Source organism: Streptomyces sp. NPDC050549, assembly GCF_040655035.1.
Lineage (GTDB): Bacteria > Actinomycetota > Actinomycetes > Streptomycetales > Streptomycetaceae > Streptomyces.
This window is the reverse complement of the sequence record NZ_JBFAJD010000011.1, coordinates 219,839-234,904: the sequence shown is the minus strand read 5'-3', so window position 1 is coordinate 234,904 and position 15,066 is coordinate 219,839. Positions and strand designations below refer to the sequence as shown.

The 15,066-nt window shown below is 72.2% G+C and carries 15 protein-coding genes; 9 read left to right on the top strand and 6 right to left on the bottom strand.

Features of this window, described 5'->3' with window-relative positions:
* Positions 1-70 precede the first annotated feature (70 nt).
* Positions 71-805, top strand: a complete 735-nt coding sequence (locus AB0I51_RS19035; protein ID WP_362976479.1) for a hypothetical protein — start codon at positions 71-73, stop codon at positions 803-805.
* Here the strand turns inward: AB0I51_RS19035 and AB0I51_RS19030 are convergent.
* Positions 795-1,610 carry a putative protein N(5)-glutamine methyltransferase gene (locus tag AB0I51_RS19030; RefSeq protein ID WP_362976477.1) on the bottom strand — a complete coding sequence of 272 codons (816 nt, stop codon included), beginning with the start codon at positions 1,608-1,610 and terminating at the stop codon, positions 795-797. The two genes, AB0I51_RS19035 and AB0I51_RS19030, sit on opposite strands and share 11 nt — an antisense overlap.
* A gap of 283 nt (positions 1,611-1,893) precedes the next feature.
* On the opposite strand from AB0I51_RS19030, the gene AB0I51_RS19025 reads away from it, so the two are divergent.
* On the top strand, positions 1,894-2,298 hold the full coding sequence (locus AB0I51_RS19025; RefSeq protein ID WP_362976533.1) for a MarR family winged helix-turn-helix transcriptional regulator: 405 nt from the start codon (positions 1,894-1,896) through the stop codon (positions 2,296-2,298).
* A gap of 15 nt (positions 2,299-2,313) precedes the next feature.
* On the opposite strand, the gene AB0I51_RS19020 is transcribed toward AB0I51_RS19025, so the two are convergent.
* A complete protein-coding gene (locus tag AB0I51_RS19020; protein ID WP_362976475.1) occupies positions 2,314-3,036 on the bottom strand; it encodes a GNAT family N-acetyltransferase in 723 nt (240 codons plus the stop codon).
* Positions 3,033-3,959, bottom strand: coding sequence for an NADP-dependent oxidoreductase (locus AB0I51_RS19015; RefSeq protein WP_362976473.1), 927 nt, complete (start codon positions 3,957-3,959; stop codon positions 3,033-3,035). The genes AB0I51_RS19020 and AB0I51_RS19015 overlap by 4 nt, the downstream gene beginning before the upstream one ends.
* Before the next feature lie 221 nt (positions 3,960-4,180).
* Between AB0I51_RS19015 and AB0I51_RS19010 the strand changes: the two genes are divergently transcribed.
* The 3 genes from AB0I51_RS19010 (at position 4,181) to AB0I51_RS19000 (ending at position 6,269) form a co-directional block, all read left to right on the top strand.
* Positions 4,181-4,786, top strand: a complete 606-nt coding sequence (locus AB0I51_RS19010; RefSeq protein ID WP_362976471.1) for a sulfite oxidase-like oxidoreductase — start codon at positions 4,181-4,183, stop codon at positions 4,784-4,786.
* Positions 4,779-5,534: a ferredoxin reductase gene (locus tag AB0I51_RS19005; protein ID WP_362976469.1), complete on the top strand. Its 756-nt coding sequence runs from the start codon at positions 4,779-4,781 to the stop codon at positions 5,532-5,534. Before AB0I51_RS19010 ends, AB0I51_RS19005 begins: the two co-directional genes overlap by 8 nt.
* A gap of 150 nt (positions 5,535-5,684) precedes the next feature.
* Complete coding sequence (locus AB0I51_RS19000; protein WP_362976532.1) at positions 5,685-6,269, top strand: hypothetical protein; 585 nt, start codon at positions 5,685-5,687, stop codon at positions 6,267-6,269.
* A 50-nt stretch (positions 6,270-6,319) separates the two neighbouring features.
* On the opposite strand, the gene AB0I51_RS18995 is transcribed toward AB0I51_RS19000, so the two are convergent.
* Positions 6,320-7,678, bottom strand: coding sequence for an 8-oxoguanine deaminase (locus AB0I51_RS18995; RefSeq protein WP_362976467.1), 1,359 nt, complete (start codon positions 7,676-7,678; stop codon positions 6,320-6,322).
* A gap of 103 nt (positions 7,679-7,781) precedes the next feature.
* Between AB0I51_RS18995 and AB0I51_RS18990 the strand changes: the two genes are divergently transcribed.
* The 4 genes from AB0I51_RS18990 (at position 7,782) to AB0I51_RS18975 (ending at position 11,331) form a co-directional block, all read left to right on the top strand.
* Positions 7,782-8,750, top strand: coding sequence for an acetylxylan esterase (locus AB0I51_RS18990; RefSeq protein WP_362976465.1), 969 nt, complete (start codon positions 7,782-7,784; stop codon positions 8,748-8,750).
* A 16-nt stretch (positions 8,751-8,766) separates the two neighbouring features.
* Positions 8,767-9,171: a nuclear transport factor 2 family protein gene (locus AB0I51_RS18985; RefSeq protein WP_362976464.1), complete on the top strand. Its 405-nt coding sequence runs from the start codon at positions 8,767-8,769 to the stop codon at positions 9,169-9,171.
* 98 nt (positions 9,172-9,269) lie between these two features.
* Positions 9,270-10,436, top strand: coding sequence for a serine hydrolase domain-containing protein (locus tag AB0I51_RS18980; protein WP_362976462.1), 1,167 nt, complete (start codon positions 9,270-9,272; stop codon positions 10,434-10,436).
* Between the two features lie 154 nt (positions 10,437-10,590).
* Positions 10,591-11,331 carry a GntR family transcriptional regulator gene (locus tag AB0I51_RS18975; RefSeq protein WP_362976460.1) on the top strand — a complete coding sequence of 247 codons (741 nt, stop codon included), beginning with the start codon at positions 10,591-10,593 and terminating at the stop codon, positions 11,329-11,331.
* 63 nt (positions 11,332-11,394) lie between these two features.
* Here the strand turns inward: AB0I51_RS18975 and helR are convergent, their stop codons facing one another.
* The gene (gene helR / locus AB0I51_RS18970) at positions 11,395-13,569 is read right to left on the bottom strand and encodes an RNA polymerase recycling motor ATPase HelR (protein ID WP_362976458.1); all 2,175 of its coding nucleotides are present in this window, start codon (positions 13,567-13,569) and stop codon (positions 11,395-11,397) included.
* 95 nt (positions 13,570-13,664) lie between these two features.
* The gene (locus AB0I51_RS18965) at positions 13,665-14,900 is read right to left on the bottom strand and encodes a glycosyltransferase (protein WP_362976456.1); all 1,236 of its coding nucleotides are present in this window, start codon (positions 14,898-14,900) and stop codon (positions 13,665-13,667) included.
* Positions 14,901-15,066: the final 166 nt, after the last annotated feature.

The following is a 15,066-nucleotide window of genomic DNA, read 5'->3' as shown; positions in this document are numbered from 1 at the left end:
TCGGGGGGAGTCGAGAATCACAGGGAGGCGTGCCGCGGGATGCCGGACGCCCGGGCCGAGGGAGCGAGCCGTGACGCACGACCCTGAGCACGACGACCACAGTTCCGGGGCGATTCCGCCGATGCCGGACCACGCACCCGAGTGGGAGGTGCTCACCGGGCCCGGCGGCGCCGAGCGGGACCACGGTCTCGACCGGCTGTGGCGGCAGCGTTCGAAGCGGGCCCGGGCGGTGATCGCCGCGGTCACCGTGGGTGTGCTCGCGCTGGGCGGAAGCGTCGCCTACGCGGCGACCGCCGGAGGTTCGGGCAGCGCTGCGATACCCTTCGCGGCCGGGTCCTCCGCCCCGTCCGGTTCGCCGTCGCCCGGCGGGCCCGGCTTCCGGCACGGGGGCGGCATGTGGTTCGGCTTCGGGGTCGGCGGCAAGGCCGTGCACGGCGAGGCGACGGTCAAGGACGACTCCACCGGAAAGTGGGTCGTACGGATCTGGCAGCGCGGAACGGTCACGAAGGTCGACGGCGACCAGGTCACCGTCAAGAGCGACGACGGGACCTCGTGGACCTGGACCATGAGCTCCGACGCCACGGCCCAGAACTCCGCCGCGCTCAAGAAGGGCGACACCGCCTCGCTGATCGGCACCCGCTCCGACAGCGGCACCAGGACCGCCGACCGGGCCTTCACGGGCGCCTTCGACCGCAAGGACCAGGACGGGCAGGGCAGGTTCCCCGGCGGCCACGGTCCGTGGGGACGCGGCGGCCCGAGCGGTTCACCATCGCCCAGCCCGTCCGGCAGTGGCGCTACGACCTGACCGCGCCGGCCGCCCCGACGCCGATCACGACGTTCGCGTACAGCTCCTCGGAGTAGGCCACCTGCGTGTCAAGACCAGCGCTCTTGAACGCCTCCACCGCTGACGGGAGTTGACGCTCACTGGTCTCGACGAGCAGACAGCCGCCGGGGGCCAGCCAGTCGGGTGCGGCGGCGGCCACCTCGCGGAGTACGTCGAGGCCGTCCGCGCCACCGTCGAGAGCGACCAGCGGCTCGTGCTCGCGGGCCTCCGCGGGCAGCAGACCGACCTCGTCGGTGGGGACGTACGGCACGTTGGCCGCCAGGATGTCGACGCGCCCCCGCAATTCGCCGGGCAGCGCGGCGAACAGGTCGCCCGTGTGCACATGCCCGCCGTAGGCGGCGACATTGCGGCGGGCGCAGCGCGTGGCGGCGGGGTCGATGTCGGCGGCGTGCAGTTCGACCTGGCCGAGGGCGGCGGCGAGGGCCGCACCGACCGCACCTGAACCGCAGCACAGGTCCACGACGACGGACGACGCGTCGGGGGCGTGCGCGAGGGCCTGTTCGACGAGGAACTCGGTACGGCGGCGGGGCACGAACACACCGGGTTCCAGGGCGATGCGCAGACCCCTGAACTCGGCGTGGCCGACGACGAGTTCGAGGGGCAGGCCCTCGACGCGGCGGTCCACCATGGCGGCGACCTCGTCCGGGGTGCGGGCGGCGGAGAGGATCAGCCGCGCCTCGTCCTCGGCGAAGACGCACCCCGCGGCGCGGAGCGCGGCGACGACGGAGGCGGGGGAAACGGGGGAAACGGGGGAAAGAGGAGGCATGGAAGCCGAGAGCCTTTCGGAAGGTGGCCGAAGGGCGCTCTCGCGGTCACCTGCTATCGGTGATCCGAGCTTTCCTGAGGTGAGAGCACCCGGCATGACACAGCGGAAATGGGTCTCACCTCCCAGGAGTTCAGAGCCGCGGACGTCCGCGACGGAGGGCAACAGTACCCGAAGCGCGGGACCGACGAGGAGCCGGGCTCCACACTGAGTTGTACTGTGCAACCAGGACAGCGAAGGAGATCCAGTGCGAGCGGACCGGGCCGTGGAGACCATCCAGCGCGAGATGACGACCTTCGCGCGGCGCGCCCGGGCCTCGGCGGGCCGGCTGCACCCGGAGCTGTCGCTGGTGTCGTACACGCTGCTCAGTCACCTGGAGGAGCGCGACGGCCGCCGGGCCACCGACCTGGCCGCGCACTACGCCCTCGACAAGTCCACGGTCAGCCGCCAGGTCGCCGCCCTGGAGCGCGCCGGACTCATCGAACGGCGCCCCGATCCCGAGGACCAACGTGTCCAGGTGCTGCATCTGACCGACGCCGGCCGCCGGATCCTCGCCCAGGTCACCCAGAACCGCCAGGCCGCCTTCCGTGAGCGGCTGGCGGACTGGCCGGAGGAGGATCTGCAGCGGTTCGCCGGCTACCTGGAGCGCTACAACGCGTGGCCGGGAGAGGTTCCCGCCGAGGAGGGCTGAGGGTCCGGTCCTGTCCTACGACACCCCGACGGCCCGGTTCTCGGTCAGGTGCTCCGGCGCCCGTGCCGCGAGGAACGCGGTGGTCCGGCGCAACCGGAAGCCCAGGGACTCGTAGAGCCGTATCGCGGTGGTGTTGCCCGCCCCGGTGTGCAGGAACGGGGTCTCGCCACGTTCGCGGATGCCGTGGGCGACGGCGAGGATCAGGCGGCCGGCGAGGCCCTGGCCGCGAACGGCGGGGTCGGTGCAGACGGCGCTGATCTCGGTCCAGCCGGGCGGGTGGAGCCGTTCTCCGGCCATGGCGACGAGAGCGCCGTCGCGGCGGATGCCCAGGTACGTACCGAGTTCGACGGTGCGGGGAAGGAAGGGGCCCGGCCTGGTCCGTTCCACCAGGTCGAGCATCTCGGGGACGTCGGCCGGGCCGAGGAGGACCGCCTCCGGGTCCGGTGCGGCGGCCAGCCCTTCGTCGACCATCTGTACGCCGTCGATGTCGAAGGTGACCTCCCAGTCGTCGGGCACCTGTCCCCTGCAGCCGAAGAGCGCGATCTCGGCGCCGGGACCGGCGAGCGCGGCGACGTCCGCCCAGTCGTCGGCGTCGGGCTCCTCGGGCAGGGCCAGCCACGGAGACACGTCGACCGGGTAGCGCAGGATCCGGCCGCGCCGCTCGGCGAAGTGGGCGTGCGGGCCGGTGAGGGCGGCGCGGGCGGGGTTGTCGAGGACGCGTTCGTCGGACGTGCTCACGCGGCGACCTCGATCACGATCTTGCCGCGCGCGTGGCCGTCCTCGACGGTGCGCAGGGCTTCGCCCGCCCGGTCCAGCGGGAAGGTCTCGGTCACGTGCGGGTGCAGTCGGCCGCCGACCACGAGTCGCGCGACCTCGTCGAGTACGGCCGTGGTGCGGGCGCGCTCGACGCGGGCGCCGCCGAGCTTCTCCACCTCGGGGGCGGGAGCCCCGGCGGTGATCAGCTTGGCGGGGTCGGTGAGCAGGGTCGCGGCCTCGGCGAGCACGTCGCCGCCGACGAGGTCGTAGACGCCGTCGACACCGTCCGGGGCGACCGCCCGCACCCGTACGGCCAGGTCCGGTCCGGACGGGACGTGGACGGCGCCCAACGACTCCACGAAGGCCTTCTTGCCCTCGCTCGCCACGCCCACGGTGCGCAGTCCGAGGGCGCGGGCGATCTGCAGGGCCGCGGAGCCGACGCCGCCGCCCGCGCCGGTGACCAGCACGGTCGCGTCTGCGGGCAGGTCGAGCTGGCGGATGCCGTCGTAGGCGGTCGCCGCGGCGACGGGGAGGGTGGCGGCGTCCCGGAAGGACAGCCCGGCGGGCTTGTGCGCGGTGACCGTCACGGGCAGCAGGGCGTACTCGGCGTAGCCGCCGGCCACCGTGTTGCCGAAGACCTCGTCGCCGACGGCGATGCCGTCCACGCCCGCGCCGATCTCCTCGACGACGCCGGAGACCTCGTTGCCGAAGACCGCGGGGAACGTGCGTGTGTCCGTCTCGCCGGGCCGCCGGTAGCCGGTGCGCAGCTTCCAGTCGACCGGGTTCACCCCGGCCGCGCGCACCGCGACAAGGACTTCACCGGGACCGGGACTCGGCCGGTCGACCTCTACGACCGCCTCCGTCTCAGGTCCCCCGTAACGCGTGAAGACGTATGCCTTCGGCATCGGCTCCCTCACTCTCCCTCGCAGTCATCGCCGGCACTCAAGACCAAGGTCGACCACCGGACGGCTATTCCCCGGAGCCCGGAGAGTTCATACGGCCGCAATGATCGGCGGTACCCCTCGGACCTGGGCATACCCGGTGGACGCGTACCGTTGAAACGAGAACCCGCTGATCACGCTCGCCCGGCGGACCCGCGCCGCAGCGACCTGGAGGCTCCACCCGTATGCACGTCACCCGAGGCTTCACCGGGCGTCCCCGCGTCCCCGACGCCGGCCTGCCGCCCGGCCAGTACGACGCGGGCGACGACTGGCCCGTCCTGTCCGCCGAGGTCACCCCCGAACTGGCACCCGCCGACTGGACGTTCCGCGTCGACGGGCTGGTCGAGGAGCCGCGCACCTGGAACTGGGCGCAGGTCCATGAACTGCCCGCGTCGGCCTACGAGGGTGACATCCACTGTGTGACGAGCTGGTCGAAGTTCGGGGTGCGGTTCGGGGGCGTCTCGCTGGACGCGTTCCTCGATGTGGTGCGGCCCCATGTGTCCGCCACACATGTCGTGGCCTATTCGCACACCGGGTACACCACGAACCTGCCGCTCTCCGACGTCACCGGCGGACGTGCCTGGATCGCGTGGGAGTACGACGGGAAGCCGCTGCCCGCCGAGCACGGCGGTCCCGCCCGGCTGCTGGTGCCGCACCTGTACTTCTGGAAGAGCGCCAAGTGGATCGCGGGCCTGCGTCTCCTCGACCACGACGAGCCGGGCTTCTGGGAACAGAACGGCTACCACGCCCGGGGCAACCCCTGGGAGGAACAGCGGTACTCCGGTGACTGACACCTCCGCCCCCACCACCAGGTTCGCGGTGCCGGGACGCATCGCCGTGAGCAACCGGGCCGCCGCCGTGTGGCAGACCGCCACGCTCACCGAGATCCGCCGGGAGACCCCGCACGCCTCGACGTTCCGGTTCGCGGTGCCCGGCTGGGGCGGCCATCTCGCGGGCCAGCACCTGATGCTGCGGCTGCGCGCCGCGGACGGCTATGTGGCGCAGCGCCACTACTCGATCGCCTCGCACCCGGACGACACCGGGCATGTGGAACTGACCCTGGACCATGTCGAGGGCGGCGAGGTCTCCGGCTGGTTCCACACGGTGGCCGAGCCCGGGGACCAGGTCGAGGTGCGCGGCCCGCTGAGCGGCTTCTTCGCCTGGCCGGGCGACCGGCCCGCGCTGCTGCTGGGCGCCGGTTCCGGGGTCGTACCGCTGATGTCGATGCTCCGGCAGCACCGGGCGCGGCGGCTGTCCGTGCCGCTGCGGCTTGTGGTGTCGGCGCGCGGTCCCGAGGAGTTGATCTACGCGCGGGAGTACGGCGGCGAGACGACGACCGTCTTTACGCGCAGCGCGCCACAGGGTGTGCCGGTGGGACGTATGGCCGCGGCACATGTGGCGCCGCTCCTGGCCGAGCAGCCTGCCGGTGGGTGGGAGGCCTATGTGTGCGGCTCGAACGGGTTCGCCGAACATGCGTCGCGGCTGCTGGTCGAGGCGGGGCAGCCGGTGGACCGCATCCGTATCGAGCGCTTCGGCTGAGGCCCACGCCTGCAGATCTCTCCGGCTCCGGTTGAGGGAAGTGCCTCGGAGGGGGTACGACTGCTGTGTGGACGCTCGCATGCGTGCGCGGTGTCGAGACAGCGGGATCTCTTCGCGCTCCTCGGCTCCGGTGACGGCGAGGAGGTCGACATGCGGAACCGGATACGGAGTCGGCGAAGGCGGCACAATCCACTGCGGCGCCGGTCGGACGTCGTGGAAACGTGGACGGCGGTGGCCGTCGCCGTCCTGCTGTTCGTCTGCGCGCCACTGGCCGGTGCCGCAGCGGGCCTGTGGGCCCACGACCAGGCCCGGGCCGTCGCCGCCGCCCAGCGCGCCGACCGCCATCGGGTCCGCGCGGAGGTGATCGGCAGGCCGCCCGCCGAACTGCCGTCGGTGGAGGGCAGCCGCCCGCGCAGCTTCCTGGTGGCGGTGCGCTGGACGGAACCGGGCAGAGGACCGCGTACGGCCACGGCCGCGGTCCCTGCGGGGACGGGGCGCGGTGACGTGGTGAACGTCTGGTTCGACACCCGGGGCCACAACGTCGCACAGCCCGCGGGTGAAGTGGCCGTCTGGCAGCACACGTTGACGGTCGGCGCCTGGACCACGGGCGGTGTGGTGGGGGTGGTGCTGCTCGGCTCCGCAGTCATCCGCCGGGTCTCCCTGCGCCACCGGTCGGCCGAGTGGGAACGGGACTGGGCTCTCACCGAACCGCAGTGGACCCGACGGCGGGCGTGACCCGAGGGCCACGAAACAGGGGCCGTGTGACCGCCGCACATGGACCGCCGTTACACCCCCCGCTGCATCCGCCGCGCGATCCGCCCATGGTCCCGCAGCACATCCCCCAGCGCGGGCAGCACCGGTTCGCCCCGGTCGACGAGGATCCGCCCGCCCACGACCGTGGTCCACGCCCGCGCAGGCCCGCAGCGCAGCCATGCCTCGACGGGGTCGCTCAGCGCGCCGGCCAGGGCGACTTCGTGCAGATCCCAGACGACCAGGTCGGCGCACGCGCCCGGCCGCAGGTGCCCCAGCTCGTCGGCTCGGCCCAGGCAGCGCGCCGAGCCGCGGGTCGCGATGCCGAGGGCGTCGCGCGCGGTCATCGCACCGGGGCCGCCCCGGTAGCGTCCGAGCAGCAGGGCACCCCGGGTCTCCATCCACAGCGAGGCGTGGTCGGTGGAGGCGGAGCCGTCACAGCCGATCCCGACCGGCAGACCGAGTTCACGCATCTCCTTGACCCGGGCCGTGCCACCGCCGATCAGCATGTTGGAGCTGGGGCAGTGCGCCACACCCACGCCGGCGGCGGCGAGGCGGCGCAGTTCGTCGTCGTTCGGGTAGATGCAGTGCGCGACCCAGGTGCGGTCGCTCATCCACCCGGTGTCCTCGAAGTACTCGACGGGCCGGCAGCCGTAGGTCTCCAGGCAGTAGCTGTCCTCGTCCCGGTCCTCGGCGAGGTGGGTGTGCAGCCGTACGTCGTACCGCTCGGCGAGTTCCGCGGTCGCCGTCATCACGTCCTTGGTGACCGAGAACGGCGAGCAGGGTGCGAGCGCGACGCGGATCAGCGCGCCGGGTTCCGGGTCGTGGTGGGCCTTGATCAGTCGCTCGCTGTCGGCGAGCACCTCGTTGGTGCTCTGGGTGACGCTCCTCGGCGGCAGTCCCCCGTCCTCGACGGACCGGGTCATCGAACCGCGCGTCGCGTGGAAGCGGAAGCCGATGTCGCGGGCGGCGCGGATCTCGGCGTCGACCAGGAAGGGGCGCGGATGCACATAGAGGTGGTCGGAGGATGTGGTGCAGCCGCCCATGAGGAGTTCCGCCATACCGACGTACGCCGATACGTATGCGGCCTCCTCGTCGAGGCTCGCCCACAGCGGATAGAGCGTGGTCAGCCAGTCGAAGAGGGTGCCGTTGACGGCGGGCGCGTAGGAGCGGGTGAGGTTCTGGTAGATGTGGTGATGGGTGTTGATCAGGCCCGGGGTGACGAGTCGCCCGGTCGCCGGGACGGTCGTAGCGGCTTCGGGCTCGGATCCTCCGGCGCCTACGGCGGTGACCCGACCACCCGTGACGGCGATCCAGCCGCCCGGGATCTCGCGCCCGTCGTCCACGACGAGCAGTCCGGCGTCCTTGACCAGCAGATCCACGGCTGACGACATGCCGACATGGTAGGCGCGGGGCGCCGCACGAGACTGGCGAGTCCTCCGATGTCACACGTACGGTGCGATCATCCGCGCTCACCCTTCACAAAGGTGGTCTTCGATGGCCCTGTTCGACCTTCCGCTCGGCGAACTCCGTGAGTACCGCAGCGAGTCCGCCGAGCCCGAGGACTTCGACGCCTTCTGGTCCAAGACCCTCCGGGAGGCCCGCGAGCACGATCTCGACGCCCGCTTCGAACCGGTCGACACGGGGCTGTCCACGGTGCGGGTGTACGACGTGACGTTCGCCGGCTTCGGCGGTCACCCGGTGAAGGGCTGGCTGCGGCTGCCGGCCGGCGCGGCCCAACCCCTGCCGCTGGTAGTGGAGTTCGTCGGTTACGGCGGTGGGCGGGGTCTCCCCCACGAGAACCTGCTGTGGGCGTCGACGGGCCGCGCGCACTTCATCATGGACACGCGGGGTCAGGGCAGCGCTTGGGGCGGCGGCGGTGGCACCCCGGACCCGGTGGGCGGCGCGCCCGCGTACCCCGGATTCATGACCCGGGGCATCGACGCCCCCGAGAACTACTACTACCGCCGTGTGTTCACGGACGGGGTGAGAGCTGTCGAGGCGGCCCGCTCGCACCCGTCGGTCGACCCCGCGCGCACGGTGGCGCTCGGCGCCAGCCAGGGCGGCGGCATCACCCTCGCCGTGGGCGGACTGGTCGGCGACCTGGCCGGGGTCGCGCCGGACGTGCCGTTCCTGTGCGACTACCCGCGCGCCGCGACCCTCACGGACCGCGACCCGTACCGGGAGATCGGCAATTACCTGAAGACCCATCGTGGCCGCACCGAGGACGCGCTGCGCACGCTGTCGTACTTCGACGGCGTCCACTTCGCGGCCCGTGGCCGAGCCCCCGCCCTCTTCTCGACCGGCCTGGAGGACCAGACCTGCCCGCCCTCGACCGTGTTCGCCGCGTTCAACGCCTGGGCGCACGAGGACAAGCGGATAGAGGTCTACGACTTCAACGACCATGAGGGCGGCGGCCCTTACCAGGAGGCGGTCAAGCTGGACTGGTTGCGGTCGTACGTCTGAGGGGTGCCGTATGGACATGACCACGGGTGAGGCCGCCGAGCGGTTCGTGCGCGTCTGGGCGCGGGCCTGGGCCGAGCACGATGTGGACGCGCTGCTGGAACTGTACGCCGAGGACTGCGTCCATCGCTCGATGCCGTTCCGTGAACCGCACCGCGGGCGGGCCGGGTTGGCCGCGTATCTGCGCTGGTCGTTCGCGGCGGAGCAGGTGGGCGACGTGCGGTTCTCGACGCCGGTCGTCGGCCGACACGGCGTCGCTGTCGCGGAGTTCCGGGTGTGGTCGGTCGAGGACGGTGAGCCGACCACACTCGCCGGCTGTGTCTTCGTACGCTTCGACGCCGCCGGTCTGGCCGTGGAGACCCGCGACTACTGGCACACGGAACCGGGGCACCGGGAGCCGGCCGGCGAGCTGTTCCTCAACTGAACGTACGACACCTTCCGTCCAGTCCGACCAGTCGGTATGTTCAGGGGGTCCGGGTCGCAGCGTCGCGGCCCGGACTCACGGCGGACCACGGAGGCACCATGTCCGAGCACCAGCCAGCCATCGACGGCCACTGCGACCCGCGCTTCACGGCGGTGCGCACGGCGTTCGAGGAGAACTTCCGGGACCGGGACGAACTGGGCGCCGCCGTGAGCGTCACGCTGGAGGGCGAGACCGTGGTCGACCTGTGGGGCGGCTGGGCCGACGCGGCCCGGACCCGCCCCTGGGAGCGCGACACGGTGGTCAACGTGTGGTCCACGACCAAGGGCCCGGTGGCCCTGTGCGCCCACATCCTCGCCGACCGGGGCCTGCTCGACCTCGATGCCCCAGTGGCGACGTACTGGCCGGAGTTCGCCGCCGCCGGCAAGGAGAACGTTCTCGTACGACACCTGCTGTCGCACCGCGCGGGGCTGGCCGGCCTGCGCGAGCCGCACTCCCTCGCGCAGCTCTACGACTGGGAGTTGACGACTCGGCGGCTCGCCGCCATGGAGCCCTGGTGGGAGCCGGGGACCCGGTCCGGGTACCACGCCCTCACCTTCGGCTTCCTCGTCGGCGAAGTCGTGCGCCGGGTCTCGGGGTTGCTGCCGGGCGCGTTCCTGGAACGGGAGGTCACCGGCCCGCTCGGCATCGACTTCACCATCGGGCTGCCGGAGAAGGAGGCCGGACGGGCGGCCGAGCTGGTGCATCCGCCCGTCGCGTCGAGCAGTGAACAGGCCGCGATCTTCAGCCAGTTGACGCCCGCCGCCATCGCCGCACTGACCAACCCGGTCGCGGGCGCGGCCGAGGCCAACACCCCGGAGTGGCGTGCCGCGGAGATCCCGGCGGCGAACGGCCACGGGACCGCACGCGCGATCGCCGCGCTGTACGGCGTCTTCGCCGGACGCGGTTCCTACGGCGGCCACCGGATCCTCTCCCCCGAGGCGGCCGAGCGGGTGCGCGAGGGCCAGGGCAGCTGCCGTGACCTGGTGCTGGGCGCGGGCTTCGCGCACGAGACGGAGATCGGGCTCGGCCTGTGGCTCAGCGGCCCCAACGGCTCGTACGGCCCCGACCCGAGGGCTTTCGGACACGACGGCTTCGGCGGCTCCTGCGGTCTGGCCGACCCGGACGCGGGCGTGTCGCTGGGCTACGCGATGAACCGGATGGGGCCTCATATCGCCGACGACCCACGGAAGTTGGCCCTGATCGGCGCCCTTTACGGCGCACTGTGAGGGGTGCTCGGCGCGGGTCGGTTTCGGCCTAACTGCCCTGCCGCTCTTCCCTGGTGGTTTAGACCAATGCTAGATCTGGTCGCGCAACGAGCCCGCACGGCTACGTCTTGTCACCAGTTCTGCCCTCAGTCTTGTCACCAACAGGAGGCGCGGCATGGCCCGCACCACCCCCCACCACCCGACCGCCGACGACCAGCCCCTCTACGGGAAGGTCGCCACCCAACTGCTCGGCGAGCTCCACGACGGCACCATCCCGCCGGGCGAACGCCTGCCCGGCGAGCGGCAGTTGGCCGAACACTTCCAGGTCAGCCGGGAGACCGTACGACAGGCGCTGGAGGTGCTGCGCAGGGACGGCCTGGTCGCCACCGACCGGCGCGGCAGCCACGCCACGCTGCCCGGTCTGCCGGTCGAGTCCCCGTCCTCCCTCACCTTCCCGGTCGGCGCCCGGAGCACCGACCCGACCGGCTTCGACCGGACCTCCGTGACCTGGGAGACTCCCCCGCCCGAGCACGCCGAGGCCCTGGGGCTCGCCCCGCACCGCCCGACCCTGGTGCACCGCTACGCGTCCGCGGCGGCCGACGGCAGCGGACTGCGTACGGCCGTCACCTCCTTCTCGGCGGTGGCACTGGCCGAGGTGGAGGAACTGGCCCGCTACCGCGGCCGTGCCGACGGCTCCGCCTCCGCCCAACTCCGGCGCGCCTACGACTGGATGCGCCGGGCCGGGCTGACCCTGCACCACCGGGACGCCATCACCCAGGTCGCGAACGCGCCCTCGGTACGGGTGACCCGGCGCGTGCACGACCAGTACGCGCGTCCGCTGGAGATCACCGACCTGGTCGTGGAGGCCCAACAGGACGCCCTGATCTACGAGTTCACGGTCCCGTCGGCGGGCTGAATCCCGGGCCGGGGCATGGCGCGCGGCGGGACCGATACCGAACTCGCCGCGCGCCGCCCGGTGTTACTCGCTCGTGAGGACGACGAGCTGCTGGGTCGCCCGGGTCATCGCCACATAGTGGTCGACGGCTCCCTCGATGCCCTTGCCGAACGTCTGCGGGTCGACGAGCACGACCAGGTCGAACTCAAGTCCCTTGGACAGCTCGGGAGTCAGCGACCGGACGCGGGGTGTCGCCCGGAAGGACGGGTCACCGATGACGCAGGCGGTCCCCTCGGTGTGTGCGGCGAGCCAGGTGTCGAGGACCGGCTCCAGGTCCGAGACGGGCCCGTGGACGACAGGGATGCCGCTGCTGCGGATCGAGGTCGGCACGTTGGCGTCCGGGAGCACGGCGCGGATGACCGGCTCGGCCTCCGTCATGATCTCTTCCGGGGTGCGGTAGTTGATGGTCAGGGAGGCCAGGTCAATCCGGTCGAGGCCGATCCGCTTCAGCCGTTCCTGCCACGACTCGGTGAAGCCGTGCCGGGCCTGGGCGCGGTCACCGACGACGGTGAAGCTGCGGGACGGGCAGCGCAGGAGCAGCATCTGCCATTCCGCGTCGGTGAGTTCCTGGGCCTCGTCCACGACGATGTGCGCGAACGGCCCGGCGAGCAGGTCGGGTTCGATGCCGGGCTGGGCCGCCTCGTCGATCAGTGCGTCGCGCAGGTCCTGTCCGTGCAGCATGCCCATCGCGCCCTCGCTCTCGTCGATCTCGACGTTCTGCAGCAGGCTGTCGATGACGTCGGTCCTGCGGGCGTGTTCGGCGGCGACCGCGGCCTCCTGCCGGCGCTTACGGCGCGCGGACTCCGGGTCGCCCAGCCGCTGTCGCGCCGCGTCCAGCAGCGGCAGGTCGGACACCGTCCAGGCTTGGGCGTCCTCTCGCTGCAGCCGCTGGACGTCCTCGCGGCTCAGCGAGGGGGCGCACTTGCGCAGGTAGGCGGGCACCGTCCACAGGTCGCCGACGAGGTCGGCCGCTTCGAGCAGCGGCCAGGCGCGGTTGAAGGCGGTGAGGAGTTCGCGGTTCTGCCGCAGCGACTTGCGGAGCAGTGCGGGCGTGACCGCCCCGTCCTGGGCCGAGCCGGTGTCCTCGTGCTTGTCGACCAGGATCGTGAGCAGTTCCTGCCAGACCTGCTCGCGTCCCTCGTTGTGCGGGGTGCCGGGTTCGGCCGCCTCGAAGGCGACGGCCCAGTCCTCGGCGCTGAGCCAGATGTCGGACCAGTGAGTGGTGACGTTCATGCCCTTGGTGGGCGGCTCCTCGTAGAACCGGACGGCCGGCTCGATCGCCCCCACCAGCTGCACGGACGACTTCAGGCGGGCCACCTCCGGGTCGGCCTCGATGCCTGCCGCGGCTCCCTCGTCGACGAGGTCCCGCAGGATGCAGGTCTGCACGCCCTCCTCGCCGAGGCTGGGGAGGACGTCGGCGACGTAGTCCAGGTAGGGCCGGTGCGGACCGACGAACAGCACACCGCCCCTGCGGTGGCCGAGGCGCGGGTCGGAGTAGAGGAGGTAGGCGGAGCGGTGCAGGGCGACGACGGTCTTGCCGGTGCCGGGGCCGCCGTCGACGACGAGCGCGCCACGTGATCCCGCGCGGATGATGGCGTCCTGGTCGGCCTGGATGGTGCCGAGCACATCGCGCATACGGCCGGAGCGGTTGCCGCCGAGGCTGGCGATGAAGGCGGACTGGTCGTCGAGCGCGGCGTGCCCGGCGAAGCCGTCCGCCGTGAAGACCTCGTCCCAGTAGTCGCCGATGCGGCCACGGGTCCAGCGGTACCTGCGGCGGCTCGCGAGGCCCATCGGGTTGGCGTGGGTGGCGCCGAAGAACGGCTCGGCCGCCGGGGACCGCCAGTCGAGCAGCAGCCGTCGGCCCGTGCTGTCGGTGAGGCCGAGCCGCCCGATGTAGACGGGCTCGGAGGTGTCGGCGTCGACCATGTGGCCGAGGCACAGATCCAGGCCGAAGCGACGCAGTGTCCGCAGCCGTGTGGTGAGCCGGTGGATCTCCGTGTCCCGGTCCATCGCCGCCCGGCCGATGCCCCCGGGCGCCCTGCGCTCGGCGTCGAGGCGCTCGGTCAGTTCCGCGATCGACTGCTCCAGGGACTCCGCGATGGCAGCGAAGTGCTGCTCGTCGCCGGCGATCAGCGCCGGGTCGGCCTTGGCTGAGAGACGGTCGGGAAGGTCGAAGGCGCTGGTGGTCAGGGGGTTCACGGCATCAATTCCGATCTGCGGTCGTTCACGGCCGTGCGGGCGGCAGGCCGTGGGGACCGATGCGTACGGGTTCTCGTGTTCGGGGTCGGGCCGGTTCACGCGCGTGCGGGCGTCCTTTCCCCGCCGGCCGGGTCGAGGAGCAGTTTCGCGGCCACTGTCGTCCCGTCGGTACGGAGCCGGCCGGCCACGGTCCGGGCCCGGGCCCGGACCTCGGGGGTCAGGACGGTGGTGAGTGCGGCCGACAGGGAGTCGTAGGTCGGCGTCGGCCCGTCGTGTGCGACGCCGATGCCCAGTTCGGCAACCCGTGCGGCCCAGTATGGCTGGTCCACGATCTGCGGCACGACCACCTGGGGTGCGCCGGACTGCGTGGCCGCCGTCGTGGTGCCCGCACCGCCGTGGTGAACGACCGCGGCCACCCGGCGGAACAGCGCCTGGTGACTGACCTCGCCCACGACGAAGCAGTCGTTCCGGTCGTCGATGGGAGCCAGGCCCGCCCAGCCGCGGCCGAGAACGACACGGCGTCCCTGCGCCCGCGCCGCTGCTACGGCGTCCCGCGCCATGTCGGGCGAGGTACGGAGTGCCATGCTGCCGAAGCCCACGTACACCGGCTCCTCGCCCGCCTTCAGGAACGCCTCCAGATCCGCGGGGAGCGGGCGCTCGTCGGGCAGGATCCACGGTCCGGTCACCACGAGGTCGAGATCCGTCTGGTCCTGCCACGGGAACAGGTCCGGGTCCGTGGCCAGCCACGGCCGCTCGGTGAACGCGTGGTCGCGGACGTTGTCGACGGGCGGCAGGCCGATCGCCGCCCGGTGCCGGTTCTCGGCCTCGCGGTACAGGGCGTTCACCCGCTTGGCGTCCTCCTCCCACAGCACCTTGATGTCGGTCTCGTCCGGCGAGGACTGATGGCCGGGCCGCGTCGGCGGCCGGTACTTCGACGACGGCAGCCCTGCCGTGTGGAAGCAGGCGAACACGTAGCGGATGCCCAGTTTCTCGGCCACCGAGCGGGCGCCGGTCGGCATCAGGCCGCTCGCCAGCAGCACGTCGCAGCCCTCGGCCGCCGGCATCAGCGTCCCGTACCGGGCGGCGACCAGCTCGGGCGCGAGCCGGAACGCGGTCGCCGCCGTCGGCGGCTTCGCCGCGGTCACCACCGAGCACACCGACGGTCCGAGCGGCACCAGCGGCACCCCGGCCCTGTCCAGCAGCTCCACGAACTCCTCGTCCGGCGGCGCGGCGACGCGCACCTCCGCGCCGAGTTCCAGCAGTCGGGCCGCGAGTCCCGCGACGGGTTCGACATCCCCGCGCGATCCCCACGTCGTCAACAGCACACGCATTCCACGACTCCCATTTCCGCAGGTCATGCCCTCAGGCCGGACATTCTGCGGTACCACGGGGGCCTTGCCGCAAGCCCCCCGGTGCGCTATACGTTAAGAAGGGAAGAGGAGTGAGTACGCCTCCCTTTCCGCCCTCCCCCGCGAAACTCGCGCGAAGAAATCCGCC